The organism is Kribbella monticola (assembly GCF_003261635.1).
Taxonomy (GTDB): Bacteria; Actinomycetota; Actinomycetes; order Propionibacteriales; family Kribbellaceae; genus Kribbella; species Kribbella monticola.
In genome coordinates, this window is record NZ_QFXK01000036.1 from 101,956 (window position 1) to 116,512 (window position 14,557).

14 protein-coding genes are annotated in these 14,557 nt (G+C 67.5%); 4 read left to right on the forward strand and 10 right to left on the reverse strand.

Features of this window, described 5'->3' with window-relative positions; translation table 11 throughout:
* Positions 1 to 120: 120 nt before the first annotated feature.
* The 6 genes from DIZ26_RS29365 to DIZ26_RS29390 all read right to left on the reverse strand — a co-directional run bounded on the left by DIZ26_RS29365 (position 121) and on the right by DIZ26_RS29390 (position 6,463).
* A complete protein-coding gene (locus tag DIZ26_RS29365; RefSeq protein WP_112247399.1) occupies positions 121 to 1,386 on the reverse strand; it encodes an enolase C-terminal domain-like protein in 1,266 nt (421 codons plus the stop codon).
* The gene (locus DIZ26_RS29370; protein WP_112247401.1) at positions 1,386 to 2,264 is read right to left on the reverse strand and encodes an NAD-dependent epimerase/dehydratase family protein; all 879 of its coding nucleotides are present in this window, start codon (positions 2,262 to 2,264) and stop codon (positions 1,386 to 1,388) included. The genes DIZ26_RS29365 and DIZ26_RS29370 overlap by 1 nt, the downstream gene beginning before the upstream one ends.
* A complete protein-coding gene (locus DIZ26_RS29375; protein ID WP_112247403.1) occupies positions 2,261 to 3,151 on the reverse strand; it encodes a carbohydrate ABC transporter permease in 891 nt (296 codons plus the stop codon). Before DIZ26_RS29375 ends, DIZ26_RS29370 begins: the two co-directional genes overlap by 4 nt.
* Positions 3,148 to 4,086 (reverse strand): carbohydrate ABC transporter permease, encoded by a 939-nt coding sequence (locus tag DIZ26_RS29380; protein WP_112247405.1) that lies wholly within the window; start codon positions 4,084 to 4,086, stop codon positions 3,148 to 3,150. Before DIZ26_RS29380 ends, DIZ26_RS29375 begins: the two co-directional genes overlap by 4 nt.
* Before the next feature lie 5 nt (positions 4,087 to 4,091).
* Positions 4,092 to 5,471, reverse strand: coding sequence for an ABC transporter substrate-binding protein (locus DIZ26_RS29385; RefSeq protein WP_112247407.1), 1,380 nt, complete (start codon positions 5,469 to 5,471; stop codon positions 4,092 to 4,094).
* 131 nt (positions 5,472 to 5,602) lie between these two features.
* Complete coding sequence (locus DIZ26_RS29390; RefSeq protein ID WP_112247409.1) at positions 5,603 to 6,463, reverse strand: dihydrodipicolinate synthase family protein; 861 nt, start codon at positions 6,461 to 6,463, stop codon at positions 5,603 to 5,605.
* A gap of 72 nt (positions 6,464 to 6,535) precedes the next feature.
* On the opposite strand from DIZ26_RS29390, the gene DIZ26_RS29395 reads away from it, so the two are divergent.
* From DIZ26_RS29395 to DIZ26_RS29405, 3 genes are all read left to right on the forward strand, one after another.
* Positions 6,536 to 7,459 carry a LysR family transcriptional regulator gene (locus DIZ26_RS29395; protein WP_112247411.1) on the forward strand — a complete coding sequence of 308 codons (924 nt, stop codon included), beginning with the start codon at positions 6,536 to 6,538 and terminating at the stop codon, positions 7,457 to 7,459.
* A gap of 36 nt (positions 7,460 to 7,495) precedes the next feature.
* Positions 7,496 to 8,326: a phytanoyl-CoA dioxygenase family protein gene (locus DIZ26_RS29400; RefSeq protein WP_112247413.1), complete on the forward strand. Its 831-nt coding sequence runs from the start codon at positions 7,496 to 7,498 to the stop codon at positions 8,324 to 8,326.
* A 65-nt stretch (positions 8,327 to 8,391) separates the two neighbouring features.
* Positions 8,392 to 8,775, forward strand: coding sequence for a VOC family protein (locus DIZ26_RS29405; protein ID WP_112247415.1), 384 nt, complete (start codon positions 8,392 to 8,394; stop codon positions 8,773 to 8,775).
* 52 nt (positions 8,776 to 8,827) lie between these two features.
* Here the strand turns inward: DIZ26_RS29405 and DIZ26_RS29410 are convergent, their stop codons facing one another.
* The 3 genes from DIZ26_RS29410 to DIZ26_RS29420 form a co-directional block, all read right to left on the reverse strand.
* Positions 8,828 to 9,910, reverse strand: coding sequence for a DUF4185 domain-containing protein (locus DIZ26_RS29410; protein ID WP_112247417.1), 1,083 nt, complete (start codon positions 9,908 to 9,910; stop codon positions 8,828 to 8,830).
* 302 nt (positions 9,911 to 10,212) lie between these two features.
* Positions 10,213 to 11,046: a sulfurtransferase gene (locus tag DIZ26_RS29415; protein ID WP_112247419.1), complete on the reverse strand. Its 834-nt coding sequence runs from the start codon at positions 11,044 to 11,046 to the stop codon at positions 10,213 to 10,215.
* Positions 11,043 to 11,699: a thymidine kinase gene (locus DIZ26_RS29420; protein ID WP_112247421.1), complete on the reverse strand. Its 657-nt coding sequence runs from the start codon at positions 11,697 to 11,699 to the stop codon at positions 11,043 to 11,045. The genes DIZ26_RS29415 and DIZ26_RS29420 overlap by 4 nt, the downstream gene beginning before the upstream one ends.
* Before the next feature lie 146 nt (positions 11,700 to 11,845).
* Here DIZ26_RS29420 and DIZ26_RS29425 point away from each other — a divergent pair, with 146 nt between their 5' ends.
* Positions 11,846 to 13,435 carry a S8 family peptidase gene (locus DIZ26_RS29425; RefSeq protein ID WP_232828678.1) on the forward strand — a complete coding sequence of 530 codons (1,590 nt, stop codon included), beginning with the start codon at positions 11,846 to 11,848 and terminating at the stop codon, positions 13,433 to 13,435.
* Here DIZ26_RS29425 and DIZ26_RS29430 read toward each other — a convergent pair.
* Positions 13,432 to 14,556 (reverse strand): alkaline phosphatase family protein, encoded by a 1,125-nt coding sequence (locus DIZ26_RS29430; protein WP_112247425.1) that lies wholly within the window; start codon positions 14,554 to 14,556, stop codon positions 13,432 to 13,434. The two genes, DIZ26_RS29425 and DIZ26_RS29430, sit on opposite strands and share 4 nt — an antisense overlap.
* Position 14,557: the final 1 nt, after the last annotated feature.

Consider the following 14,557-nt stretch of genomic DNA (forward strand, 5'->3'; position numbering starts at 1 on the left):
CCTCCTGTCCTTGCCTTGCCCGCTCATATTTCACCCCGGTCCGAGCTAGCCGCGATCGTACCCCGCAGCGTTGGCCGGTCCCGAGGTCTACGACGTTCGCGGCCGCTCTTTCCAGCTACTTCACGGCGCTTCCAGCGCTCCGTCGATGCGCCGGACTCCAGCCGCCCACTCGTCGTGGCCGGACAGTTGCGCGGGATAACGGGCCGCCGCCTCCAGATCGATGTCGATCCCCCAGCCCGGCACGTCGTTCGGCGTCAACCAGCCATCGACGATCCGGAGCGTGCCGGGGAAGACCTCGTGCGTCGCCTCGTTGTAGAGGTGGCCCTCTTGGATGCCGAAGGCAACGGAACTGACGTCGAGGGCAACGTTGGCGGCGGCACCGATCGGCGAGGTGTCCCCCGGCCCGTGCCACGCCGTACGGACTCCGCACAGTTCGGCGAGGTCGGCGATCTTGCGAGCCGGAGTGAGTCCGCCGAGGTCGGAGACGTGTGAGCGGATGAAGTCGACGCCGCCGTCGCGGACCAGCCGCACGGCGTCACCCATCGAGGTGGTCAGCTCGCCGACGGCCAATGGCACCGGGGAAGCGGCGCGGACTTCGGGCAGCCGGTCCCAGTGTTCGGGCGGCAGCACGTCCTCGAGGAAGAACAGCCGGTACGGCTCGAGCGACCGGGCCAGCAGCACGGCCTCCTTCGGTGTCAGCCGCGAGTGCACGTCGTGCAGCAACTCGATGTTGTCCGGGAGCGACTCACGAGCCGCGGCGAACAGGTCGGGCGTCGTACGGAGGTAGTCGCGTGCCGACCAGCCGTTGCGGTACGGCGCTCCCGGGTACAGCGTGGCGAGCTGAGGCGCGCCGTACCCGCCGCCGCCCGGCGTCGACACCTGCAGGCGGATGTGGCGCCAGCCCTGTGCGACGAACTCCTTCGCCTGCTCGAGCGTCTCCTCGATGGTGATCCCACCGGCGTGGATGTAGGTGTCGGCAGCAGCCCGGACCTTGCCGCCGAGCAGTTCGTACACCGGCATCCCGGCGCGCTTACCGGCGATGTCCCACAGCGCCTGGTCGATCCCGGAGATCGCGTTGTTCGTCACCGGGCCACCACGCCAGTAGCCGGAGAAGCCGGCCAGCCGGATCAGATCACCGATGTCGCCCGGGTACCGGCCGATCAGCAAGCGGGCCAGGTGCTCGTCGACGAACGCCTGCACCGCCTTCCAGCGTTGGGTGAACGTCGCGCAGCCCAGACCGTAGAGCCCTGGCTCGGTGGTGTCGATCTTCACCACCACCAGCGGAATCCCCTGCGGTGCGGTCACGATCGCCCGCACGGAGCGGATTCGGATCTCGTCGCGGACCGGCCAGGGCTGGGCGAAGGTTGCGGGCGTCTCCTGCAGCATCAGATCTCCAGTCGATCGGTGGGAAGGTCGAGCTCGTACCGCGCCTGGAACCCGAGCACGGTCCGCACGGCGGTCAGGTCGATCGGCACCTCACGCCCGATGAACCGCCGCAGCCGCGGTACATCCGGCGCGAAGGCGTCCAGCAACGCCTCGGTCTCGTACGGCGCGTTGGTGGTCGGTGCGGCCACGAAGAACTTGTGCGCCCCGGACAACGGCGCCGTCAGCCCGAGTTCGATCGCGTACGCCGCGTCGCGGGTGTCCAGATACGACCAGCCCTCCCGTACGGCGAACGCCGGGTCCTCCCGGACGTGCTCAGCCTGCTGCGTGAGCACGTCGGCCGAGTTCACGTGCGGGAAGCGGAACGCCACCACGTCGATCCCCCAGTGCCGCCAGGCCATCCGGGCGGTGTTCTCGTCGTTCTGCTTGGACAGCGAGTACCAGTCACCGACGTCCATCGGGATGTTCTCGTCCAGCGGGTAGTACGCCGGCAGCGGCCCGTGCGGGTTCATCGGTACGCCGTACGCGTTGATGCTGCTGGCGATCACCGCCCGCTTGATCCCGAGCGCGCCGGCCTGCGCGAGGACGTTGAAGGTGGAGATCACGTTGCCGGTGTACACGTCGTACGGCGTACCGGCGTCGCGGTGCGCCAACGCGGCCAGGTGCACCACGAACTCCACGTCCGCCAGCGCCTCCGCCACGTCGTCCTCCGACCGGGTGTCACCGATGACCACCCGATCAGCCTTCAACGACGAGTCCTCGACAATCGTCAACGCGGTCACCAGCGCACCGAGATCGGCCAGGTGGCCGGTGGTCACCGAACCGATCCGCCCCGCCGCTCCGGTGACCAGCACCCGCCGCCCCGCTAGAGATGAACTCACTCTTTGATCCCTCCTGACATTCCTACCCCGCGCAGGAACTGCTTCTGGAATATCAAGAAGAGCACCACCGGGATCAGGACCGCCAGGAATAATGCGCTCATCTGCAGGGAGAGGTCGGTGGTTTTGGCCACTCTGGGGAGGGCGACCGAGATCGGCTGGAGCTTCGGGTCGGGCAGGACCAGCAGCGGCCAGAGGTAGTCCTTCCAGGAGCCGATGACCGTGAGCAGGGCGACGACGCCGATGATCGGCTTGGACATCGGCACGATCAGGGCGGTGAAGAGGCGGAGGTTGCTCGCGCCGTCGATGCGCGCCGCCTCGATCAGCTCGCGCGGGATCGCGTCGAAGTACCGTTTCATCACCAGGATGTTGAACGCCCCGGCCGCCTGTGGGAGCCAGACCGCCCAGAAGGTGTTCTGCAGGTTCCAGCCGAACACGGGCATCTTGAGGATGGTCAGGTAGAGCGGCACCAGTGAGATCACGCCGGGCAGGAACAGCGTGGCCAGCACGGCGCCGGTGATCAACGGGCCCCACCTCGGTCGCAGCACGCTGAGCACGAAGGCGCCCGTCGTACAGACGAACAGTGTCGACAGGAGCGAGCCGATCGCGATGATCGCGGTGTTGCCGAGGTACGAGCCGATCTGCACCTGGGTCCACGCGTCCGGCACGTTGTGCCACTGGATGCCGCTCGGCCACAGCTCCATCGGACCACGGATGATGTCCTGACTGGTCGACAACCCCGACTTCACCAGCCAGAGCAGCGGCCCGACCCCCGCGATCACGACTCCGATGAACAGCAACACCTGGATGACGGGCAGCCCGTACTGGACCAGCGGCCGGCGCCGGTCCATGGCCGAGATGATGCCGCGCTCCTGCGCTTCCGCGGTCATGTCGTACTCCAACGTCTGGTCAGGAAGTGATAGACGACCGACAGCAGGCACAGCACCAGCGCCAGCAGCACGCTGAGAGCGGTGGCCGCACCGAAGTCGCCGTTGATGAAGGCGTACCGGTAGATCAGCAGCAGGATCGTCGTGGTCGCGTTGTCCGGGCCGCCACCGGTGAACAGGAACGGCTCGGTGAACACCTGGAACGTGCCGATCAGCTGCAGCAGCATCATGATCAGGATGATTCCGCGGATCTGCGGGATCGTGACGTGCCAGACCCGCCGCCAGATCCCGGCCCCGTCCAGCTCGGCCGCCTCGTACAACTCGTTCCGTACGCCGGTGAGCGCGGCCAGGTAGATGATCGAGGTGGCGCCCGCGCCGGCCCAGGTTGCCTCCAGCACGATCGCCGGCATCGCCAGGTGCGGCGAGTTCAGCCACGCGTACGGTCCGAGTCCGAACCAGCCGAGGATCGCGTTGAAGACCCCGGAACCGGGATCGTAGAAGTACTTCCACAACAAGATCGCGACCACCGGCGGTACGACGGCCGGTAGGTAGGAGATCACGTTGTAGAGCCAGCCGGTCTTGCGCAACTCGCTGATGAACACCGCCAGGAACAGCGGCACCGGGAAACCGAACACGAGCGCGAGCAACGCGAAGTACAGGGTGTTGATCGTTGCTTGCGGCAACTGTGGGTCGGTCAGCACGTAGCTGAAGTTGGCCATCCCGACCCACTCCGGCGTGGTGACCAGGTTGTTCTTCTGGAACGAGAGCACCAGGCCGCGCACGATCGGGCCCCAGGAGAAGTACAGGAAGGTCAGCACCAGCGGCAGCGCGAAGACGATCGCGCTGAGACCGCCGGAGCGCAGCCAGTTGGCCGGGCTCCGGCGGGACTTCTCGGTCTCGCCGGTGGTGATGGTGGCGGATCTTGTCAGCAGAGCCATGACGGCTACCGGCCCAGGCGGGCGTCGATCTTCGCAGCGGCGTCGGTGAGTAACTTGTCGATGTCCGCGTCCTTCTTCGTCAGCACCTGCTGCACCACCGGGTCGAGCAGGGCGTAGACCTCCTGCCCCTTGTTCGACGGCTCCGGCAGCAGCTTGAGCGTCTTGGTCGACCCGATGTAGCCCTTGAACTGCTCCACCGGCACGTTGTTGTAAGGCTCACGCCACTTGTTGTACTGGTCGTAGGTCTCCTGGCTCAGCGGGGTGACCCCAGGCCGGCCGACGAACCCCTTGTCGGCGATCGCGTTCTTGGCATCCTGTACGGCGAGCGCCTGGCTGGTGTACTTGTCGAACTCCTGCGACTTGATCCACTTCAGCGCGGCGACGATCTCGTTCTTGCTCGACTTCGGGTTGATCATCTTGATCGAGCCGCCGGTCAGCGTGCCGTACGGGCCACCGTCCTGCGGCAGCGCGCCCTCACCGAAGTCGGCCGGCTTCATCCCGAAGTTCTTCACGCACATGTCGTAGGCATCGGGCGCCTGCATGATCATGCCGATCTTGCCGGCGGCGAAGTCCTGCCGGGCCTCCTCCTGGTTGTAGAGGAAGTTGGTGCCCATCGTGTTGTCGGTCCAGCGCATGTCCTTCAGCAACTGCAGCGCCTTCTTGGCCGGCGCGTCGTTGAAGGTGCTCTTCTTCCCGTCGTCGCTCTGGACCGTGCCGCCCATGCTGTACGTCATGGTGGTGAGCATCCAGCCGCCGGTGTTGTCCTTGGTCAGCTGCGCGTAGCCGGCCTTACCGGTCTTCTCGGTGATCTGCTTGGCGTACTGCCGGACCTCGTCCCAGCTCGTCGGCGGCTTGTCCGGGTCGAGCCCGGCCTGCTTGAACAGCGCCCGGTTGTACGCGAGCCCGACCGAGAAGGCCTCGAACGGTACGCCGTAGATCCGGCCCTTGTCGTCCTGGACCAGCTTCAGCGTCTCCGGGTTCAGGTCCTTGGTCAGGTCGACCAGCTTCAGCTCGTCGGTGATGTCGGGGAGCTGCTTGTTCGGGATCATGTTCAGCGGCTCGGTGAAGCTGATGCTCATCACCGTCGGGAGCGAGCCACCTGCCACCTGAGCCTGGAAGGTCTGCGCGTCCCACGACGTCTCGGTCGACTTCACCGTGATGTTCGGGTGCTCGGCCATGAACTTCTGCACGTTCCGGTCGAACGCGGCCACATCAGCCGGCTTGTCCGGCTTCGGCCGGTTCCCGACCGTGATCGTCACCGGCGCGTTCTCGTCGATCTCTCCAGCACTGTTCGCCGCCGGAGTACTGCCGTCCGCACAGGCCGCCACCGTCAGCAGCAGCGCCACCGACGTCAGGGCTACGGCACACCTAGCCGTTCTCTTCATCGGAACTCCTCGAATCTCCGCCGATCACCCCGCCACCGGGTGGTTCGGGGTGTGGTCCGGGCCACATCAGCTCAATTCCGAGTAAGTTAAACCAAGCGTGTTACTTTATCAATGCCGGGCCAGCGCTCGTTTCAAAGCGCTTCAGCTCGGGCGACGGCGGTGGTCAGGCTGCGATCGCCGGCTGGAAGGAGGGGTAAGCGGACGGCTGGGGTTGGGATCAGGCCTTGGGTGTGGAGGGCTGCCTTGATGACTGTGGGGTTGGGCTCGGCGAAGAGGGCTTTGGACAGCGCGGCTAGGCGGTGACCCAGAGGGCGCGCTGTCGCGATGTCGCCGGTACGCCAGGCGTCGATGAGGGTGGCGAACTGGGCGGTGGCGAGGTGAGCTGAGGCGAGGATTCCGCCGTGCGCGCCCAGTGCGAGCAGCGGAGAGATGAAGAGGTCGTCACCACCCAGTACTGCGAAGTGCGTCGGTAGGTCGGCCATCAACTCGATGGCGTCCTCGGTCAGGCCGGCTGCGTACTTCACGCCGATCACGCCCGGCAGTGAACCGAGCTGTGCCAGCGCGGAAGCCGACAAGGTCTGTCCGGTGCGGTAGGGAACGTGGTAGATCACCAGTGGCACAGGACTCTCGGCCGCGAGTTGTGTCAGGTAGGCGACCGCTCCGTCTTCACCTGGGCGAACGAATGGCGGTACGACCGTTAGTGCCGCGTCCACCTCTCCCCTGCCTCGCAGGCCTTCCAGTGCTTGTGGAGTGCCCGCGCCGACGAGGAGCTTCGCGTCGTACTCCGGGCAGACGCGGATCGCGATGTCGATGACTGCTTGGCGTTCGGCTTCTGTGAGCGAACTGGGCTCGCCGGTCGTGCCGAGAGCCACCAACCCGGCGGCGCCGGATTCGAGCATTCGCCTGGCGAGGGCTTCCAGCGAGTCGAGTGCGACGGCTCCATCCGCATCGAACGGAGTGATGAGCGGGACGAACAAGCCGGTCAGTGTCATGTGGTCAACCCTCGGCCGCAGGCACTGACAAGGTCCAGTTCCGCTTTCTGATCAGAACCGTAAGCTGACCTTATGCTCGACGTCCGGCGTCTCCGTTTGCTCAGCGATCTGGCCCACCTCGGCACGATCGCCGCCGTGGCGAAGGCGCGCACCTTCACACCGTCGGCCGTTTCCCAACAACTCGCCGCGCTGGAGCGTGAGGCCGGCGTACCGCTGCTCGAACGGTCCGGGCGGCGAGTGGTGCTGACTCCGGCGGGCGCTGTGCTGGTGAAACATGCCGACGCAGTACTGGCCGCGCTCGAGGAAGCTGGTGCGGCGGTGGCGGCGGCGCGAGACGAGTTGTCCGGGCCGTTGCGGATCGGCGCATTTCCCACCGCAGTACGGACGTTGTTGCCGGGCGCCCTGGTGACGCTCGGGCGGGAGCATCCCGGCCTCGAGCTGCTGGTGACCGAGCTCGATCCGGTCGATGCGCCGGACGCCTTGCGGGAAAGGCGGTTGGACGTCGCCTTGGTGCACGACTACGACGTGCTGCCGGACTCCCCCGATGCTGGGTTCGACGACTGTCCGTTGCTGGAAGAGACGGTGTTCCTCGCAGTACCGGCGGGGACGGCCGCGGACTTACGCAGTACGAAGGACGCCGCGTGGATCGCGGGGAGTCCCGGGACCGTGTGCCACTCGGTCGCGTTGCAGTTGTGCCGCTCGGCCGGCTTCACGCCGCAGATCCGGCATCACGCGGACGACTTCGCCGCAGTACTGGCTCTGGTTGCTGCGGGACTTGGCGTTTCGCTGGTGCCTGAGTTGGCGGCCGCCGACCCGCCTGCCGGCGTACAGCTCCTGCCCTTGCCTGCCCATCGCCGGACGCGTGTCACCTGTCGATCCGGCGGCGCGGTCCACCCCGCGATCGCCGCCTTCACCGCAGCCGTCCAGGACTCCACCGCCTGCTACCTCGCTGAGGTTCGCAACAAATCGGCACACCGCTGCATCGAGGGGGTATGACCGGGTCGCCGGCCCGGCTGAGTGGAGGTAAAGCGAATGGCTGCGGTGGATGGCGTCGATGTCGCCGGGTTCTGGGAGAACGGGTGGACGATCGTCCGTGGGGTGTACTCGAAAGACGATGTGAACAGGCTGCGGGAGGCGGCGCACTGGTCGCGCAAGCACTTCGGCGGCGACCTGCTGGCGAATCCGCGATTGCGCGAGGTGCTGACCGACGGGAACTTCGTCCGGATCGCGCAGCAGCTCCTCGGGGAGGACAAGATCGTGTACTCCGGCGACAGCGCCTTCACGGTGAACGGCGTCCAGCGCGGGTTCCACAAGGACAACGCCGACCGGGTCGACCCGAACGCGCCCGACTGGAACGGCCGCTACACGATCCTGCGGTTCGGGGTCTATCTGCAGGATCACTACCGGCACACCGGTGGACTCAACCTGCGGCATCAGTCGCACAACACGCCGGATCTGAACGTGGGCGAGAACAAGTACGTCCGCACTCGTGTCGGCGACGTCGCCGTGTGGAGTCTGCGGACGACGCACAGCGGGAACGGCACCTTGCTCAGGTTCCCGAAGTCCAAGGCGCCGCTGCCGCACGAGCACAGCAAGTACCCGAAGTGGCGGATCGCGAGCAAGGACGGCGACCGGATCGCGCTCTTCGCGGCGCTCGGCCTGGACGACGCCCACATGAGCCGGTACGTCGACTACCTCAAGACCCGCAAGTACATGTGCGACATCTGGAGCAAGACCCACTACGACCAGGCTGCCCTGTCCGCGGCAGAACAGGCCGGCCTGATCGTCCGCAACGTCCCGGCCGAGATCGCCGACGACCCGAACGTCGGCCAGCACGTCGACTACGTGGCGTTGCCTTACTGATTGTCGAGGTTCGCCGTGCAGGCACGACCTACGAGGTGACAGTGTCATCGAGTACAGGAGGAACCATGGCGAACGCGATAGTGCACTTCGAGATCGTCGGCGCGGACCCGAACCGGCTGCGGGAGTACTACGGGTCGCTGTTCGGCTGGCAGTTCGCGGTCGGCGACACCGTCTCCGGATCGGTCTCCGAGCCCGGCAACTACGGTTTCGTCGACGGCAGTACGACGGGCGACGGCGCCGGGCTCAACGGCGGAGTCGGCGGCGGTGCCGGGTTCGCGCCGAAAGCGCTCTTCTACGTCGGTGTCGACGAGGTGGAAGCCGCGCTGCGCCAGGCCGAGGAACTTGGCGGGACCCGCGTCTTCGGCCCCGAAGGCAAGCCTGGCTTCCTCGTCGTCGGCCAGTTCACCGACCCCGAAGGCAACCTGATCGGCGTCGCCGGTCCGGCTTGAGTGGATGGCTGCGGGGGTGGAGAGGCAGGAGGGATGCCTCTCCATCCGCCGGCTATCCGAAGCCGCGAACGCGGAACTGCATCACGCGGTACGGCCAGCCTGCGTCGGTGTTCCACTGGCTGACGGACAGATGCAGGTCGCTGAGCGTCGAGCCGGGGATGACGTAACCGCCGTACAGCTGGGCCACGTGATTGCCGTTCTCCTGTCCCCAGGCGCCGCCGTAGATCAGTGTCTGCCGGTACGCCGTGTAGAGGTTCGACGTCGGCGTGTCCATGATCATCCCGTCGATCCGGTAGTCGCCGGCGTTGAACCACGTCAGCACCCACTTCCCGCCGAGCGGCCGCAGGCTCATCTCACCGAAGCTCCCGGACAGGATCGGCGTCGCCGGATTCCCCCAGTTCCAGGCGCCGTCGCGATACCCCCATGGCTCGTACGCCGCGGGGTTCGCCACCTGGTCACTGCGGACCCGTTTGAGGATGATCGGCTTGTCGCGCTGGAACCCGGTCGAGTAGACGTACACGTACCCGTCGTTTCCGAGCCCCCAGGTGAGCAGCTGGAACAGGCCGCCGTCGAGATCGCCCGGGAACTTCGCCCCGGTGTGGTACCAGCTCGCGCCGGAATTGTCCGATCGCCAGATCTCTGTCCACACGACATTGCCGAGCCCTTTGTTCACCATGGCGTGCAGGTACATCGATCCGCCGATGGTGATCACGTCGGACGGCAGCACGGTGGAGAACGTCGGGTTGTCGTGCGGGTAGTCCCACAGCTGCTGGGCCGCCGCTCCCCCGACCGCTCCTGACCAGGCGACACCGGACGCGAGATCCGTCGTGGTCGACCACAACGCGACCGGTGATCGCCACCAGCCACCACCGACGGTCGGGTTCTCGAAGGTGTCGCCGAACATGAACAGCAGCCGCCCGTCCGGCGTCCGGGCCGGAATACCGAGATCGGTCGCCTGCATCCGGAACCGGTCGGTCAGCCCAGGCCCGGTCAGATCCTTGACCTTGGTGGTCGTCACCGCTTGTACGGCGCGCGTCGCCGCGCTCGCCACCGTGGGTGCGGCGAGCAATGCTCCGGCACCGGCCGCGGCGGCCTTCAGGAAGGTGGAACGTTTGATCATCGGTTCGGACGGCATGGTGACTCCTCAGCAGCGGGGCGGAGCAGATCTGGGAAATCGATTGCCCATCGACCTTCCCGCAGCCACCGATCGAAGTCAAGGAGTCATTTCGCCGATCCTGAAAAGGCTTGTGACTCCCCCGCGCGCTGGCGAAACTACCCGCGGGCTTGTAGTCCGACGACGAAGGGAGTCGCCGTGGCGGGCAAGGACCAGTGAGGTCATCGTCCGGACCGCGAGACGAAAGGAGCGCGCTCATGGCCGGCAAGGAGCAGTGATTCAGTTGTCGCGGGCATCCGTCCCCAGATTGCCCGCGACAACCATCATCCGCTGCCGGTGGCGATCGGGCGGGTGGGGTCGGTGATCCACTCCGACCAGGAACCGACATAGACCGGTGCTTCGATGCCGGCGATCTGCAGCGCGAGCGCCTCGTGCGCAGCGGTCACCCCAGACCCGCAGTACACGCCGACCTCGCTCGAGCCGTCCACACCGAGGCCCGCGAACCGCTTGCGGAGTTCATCGGCGGACAGGAAGTGACCGTCGCTCGTGACGTTCGCGGTCGTCGGCGCGTTGACGGCACCAGGGATGTGACCGGCCACCTTGTCCATCGGCTCGACCTCACCGGCGAACCGCTCGGGCGCCCGTGCGTCGAGCAGCACTCCGGTCGCCGCGAGTGCGGCGGCCCCTTCGGCGTCCAGCATCGGGACGTGGCCGGCCGAGGCGACGAAGGTCCCGGCCGCATCGGCGGGGGCCGCCGTACTGACCTCTCCCCCGGCTGCCTGCCAGGCCGCGAAGCCGCCGTCGAGGACGCGGACGTCGCGCACTCCGAAGTACCGGAAGATCCACCAGGCGCGGGCCGCCGCGGTGGAGTTCGCGGCGTCGTAGACGACGACCGGGGTGTCCGGTCCGACGCCGGCGCGGCGCAGTGCCGCCTGTACGACGGTTGCCTCAGGCAACGGGTGACGGCCGTCGGCGCCGGGTGGGCCGGCGAGCTCGGCGTCGAGGTCGACGAAGTGGGCGCCGGGGATGTGGCCGGCGTCGTACGCGTCCCGGCCGGGCGGGCCCACCAGGTTCCAGGTGACGTCGATGACGACCGGGCGGCCGGTGGCCGAGTCGGTGGCCGAGCGCAACGATTCGGCGGTGATCAGCGGGTTCATACGGCGCCTCCGAACGGCAGGACCTCGGGTGACAGCGTGGCACGTGCACGAGCGGCAGTGAGCCGACGACGGTGATGGCGACGGCACAGTACTTCGTACGCGGTCTCGACCACGTTGTCCGGATTCTCCATGTCGCCGACGACGAGCTGTTCGCCCTCGGTCACCATCTCACCGGCCACCGTGCGGGCGTTGTGGGTGGCGCGTTCGCCGCACCAGCACAGCGCCTCGACCTGCAGCAGTTCCATCCGGTCGGCCAGTTCGACCAGCCGCGCCGAGCCGGGGAACAGCATCGCGCGGAAGTCGGTGAGGATGCCGAAGCAGAACACGTCGATCTGCAACTCGTCGACGAGCCGGGCGAGCTGCTCGACCTGCTCGGGCTGGTAGAACTGCGCCTCGTCACAGACCACGTAGTCGATCCGGCCGCCGTGGGTCAGCTCGCCGACGACGTACTGCCAGAAGTCGAAGTCCGGCCGGACCTCGATCGCAGCCGCCTCCAGCCCGAGCCGCGACGACAACCGCGACTCCCCGGCCCGGTCGTGACTGGTGAAGATCCGGCCCAACCGCCCCCGCGCCTTGTGGTTGTGATCCATCTGCAGGGCGAGCGTCGACTTGCCGCAGTCCATCGTCCCGGTGAAATAAAGCAGGTCAGCCACAGGCCCCCATCCTGCCAAGTCCCTCAACCATCAGTAACTCCGGGGTGCGTCGGCTTTCGTTCTGAGCTGTCGGCGGGTTCTACTTGGTCGTGCGCAAAGGTGGGGTTGTCGGTCTGGTGTGGCTGCTTGCGGTCGTAGGTGGTGTGGTGCCGGCTGTCGCGGCGCCGGGGCGGGTTGCGGCGGGGTTGCGGGCGTACTTCGTGATCACGGCGCCGAAGCAGACCGCCAAGGTGGTCAGCGGGGTGAGCGCGAACGGCGGCACCGTCTACGCGGCGTACGACGGGATCGGGGTTCTGGTCGTGCACTCGGCGAACGCGCAGTTCGCCGGCCGGATGCGGACGGTCGCCGGTGTCGAGAAGGTCGGCGCCACCCGTACGTCGGACCTGCCGCCGGCCGCCGCGAATCCGCAGATCCCGCCCGCGCCGGTGGAGAGTCCCGACACCTCGCCCGAGGTGGCGCGACCGGACATGACCCAGATCGGCGCGGACAAGGCCTGGGCGGTGAATTCTGGGTCGAAGAACATCACCGTCGGCGTACTGGACACCGGTGTCGACGACCAGCACCCGGACCTGAAAGCCAACTTCGACGCGAGCAAGTCGGCATCCTGCGCCTACGGGAAGCTCGACACCCGGCCGGGCGCTTGGCGGCCGGTCGGCGAGCACGGTACGCACGTCGCGGGCACCATCGCCGCGGCCAAGGACGGCAAGGGCATGGTCGGGGTCGCACCGGGTGTGAAGGTGTCGTCCATCCGCGTCGCCGAGGCGGGCAGCCAATTGTTCTTCCCCGAGAACACGGTCTGCGCCTTCGTCTTCGCCGCGCAGAAGGGCGTCTCGGTCACCAACAACAGCTATTACGTCGATCCCTGGCTGTTCGCGTGCCCGTCGGATCCCGACCAGGCCGCGATCGCCGAGGCGGTCAGGCGCGCGGTCGCCTTCGCCGACTCGAAGGGTGTCGTCAACGTGGCCGCCGCGGGCAACGACAACTACAACCTGGCCGAGAAGGCCAGCGACGACTCCAGCCCCGACGATTCGACCCCCCAGCTGCGATCCGTCGTCAACGACTGTCTCAGCCTGCCGACCGAGCTGCCCGGCGTCATCGTGGCGTCGGCCGTCGACTCGGAGAACCTCAAGGCCACCTTCTCCAACTACGGCCCGAACAAGATCACCGTCGCCGCGCCCGGCGTCGGCGTGTACTCCACAGTTCCTGGCGGCGGCTACCAAACGCTGGACGGTACGTCGATGGCCTCGCCGCACGTCGCCGGTGTGGTCGCGCTGATCCGCAGCGCGAACCCCAAACTCACCCCTGAGCAGGTGCGCGCCAAACTCAGCGCCGAGGCCAACGACCTGCCCTGCCCCGCTTCGAACGGTGGCGAATGCACCGGGTCCACCGACGACAACTCGTACTACGGCGAAGGGCTCGTCGACGCAGCCGAGGCGGTCGGCGCCGCCAACGCGGACACCCCCACGGCAGGCGTGACCATCACCAAGCCGACCGAACAACTCGGTTTCGGCGGCATCCCCGCGATTCCCCTGCTGCTGAAGGGCATGAGCAGCAAAGGCGAGATCAGCTACACCGCGACCGGTCTGCCGCCGGGCCTGAGCATCGACAGCGAACGCGGCTGGATCACCGGCGTACTTGCGCCTGGCTCCGGCCGGTACAAGGTGACCGTGACAGCGCGCGACGCCGAGGCGAAGACCGCCCAGGCCGTCTTCTACTGGAACGTCTGGAGCTTCTAGCGGCCTTCGTCGACGAGGAGCGGGATCAGCATCTCGTCGGCGGTGAGCGAGCCGTGCAGGCCGATCAGGCCGGCCTCGTTCGGATAGCGCCGGCTGGCGACCAGCGCGACCGGTCCGAGCGCGGCGACCACGACATCGCCGATCCGGGGCGCGACCCGATCCTCGACCGCCCCGAACCAGCCGCGGTCAACAGCTTCCTCGCGGCTCAGCACGAGCGCATCGTCGCCGAGCCGTCCGCGGTACGTCGACAAGACGTCGGCGGCGGCACCGTCGACGCAGTAGAGGTGGCGGAAGCGCGATTCGCCGCCGATCAGCTGGATGCCGTCGGTGAGCTCGGGCTCCGCGTCGAGGTCGACCCGATTCTCCGGCGCGACGTCGACCATGCCGTGGTCGGCGACGACCAGCAGTACGGCATCACGCGGAAGGGCAGCGCGCACCTGCGAGGCAAAGGTGTCGGCCGCCGCGAGTTCCTTGCGCCATTGCCAGGACACGCTGCCCTGGCCGTGACCGGTGTAGTCGAGCTGCGAGTCGTACACGTAGACCAGCGACGACTTTCCTTCCCGGCTGGCGAACCTGGTCGCGTCCAGCCGGTCCTCGACCGTGTCGGCGCCGCGGTGAGCGCTTCCCCGGAACGCGGCCGCTGTGAGACCGGAGTTGTCGAAGCGTGCCTTGCTGACGTTGCGGGTGGCGACACCAGCGGCCGCGACCCGTTCGAAAACCGTCTGATGTGGTTGCCAGCGGCGTGGATCGACCGGGGCGTCCCACGACAGCGCGTTCAGCAGCGCGCCCGTCTCGGGGACGATCGAGGTGTAGCCGACGATGCCGTGCGCGCCCGGCGGCAGACCGGTCCCGAAGCTGCTCAGGCTGACACCGGTGGTGGACGGGACGCCCGCGGTCAGGCTTCGGCCGGCTAGCGAAGACAGGTAGGGAGCGACGTCGGCGTTGCGCTGGAGAAGGTTCCAGCCGAGGCCGTCGAGCAGCAGTACGGCGTACCGGGGTGCGGGTGGCAGGCCGAGCAGGTTCTGCTCGTTGGGGAGCGACAGCGCGCCCGCTACCGACGGGAGCACATCCGCCAGGGAGCCGCCGCCGTACGCCGGCAGCACCGGGGTCGGGTCGGACACG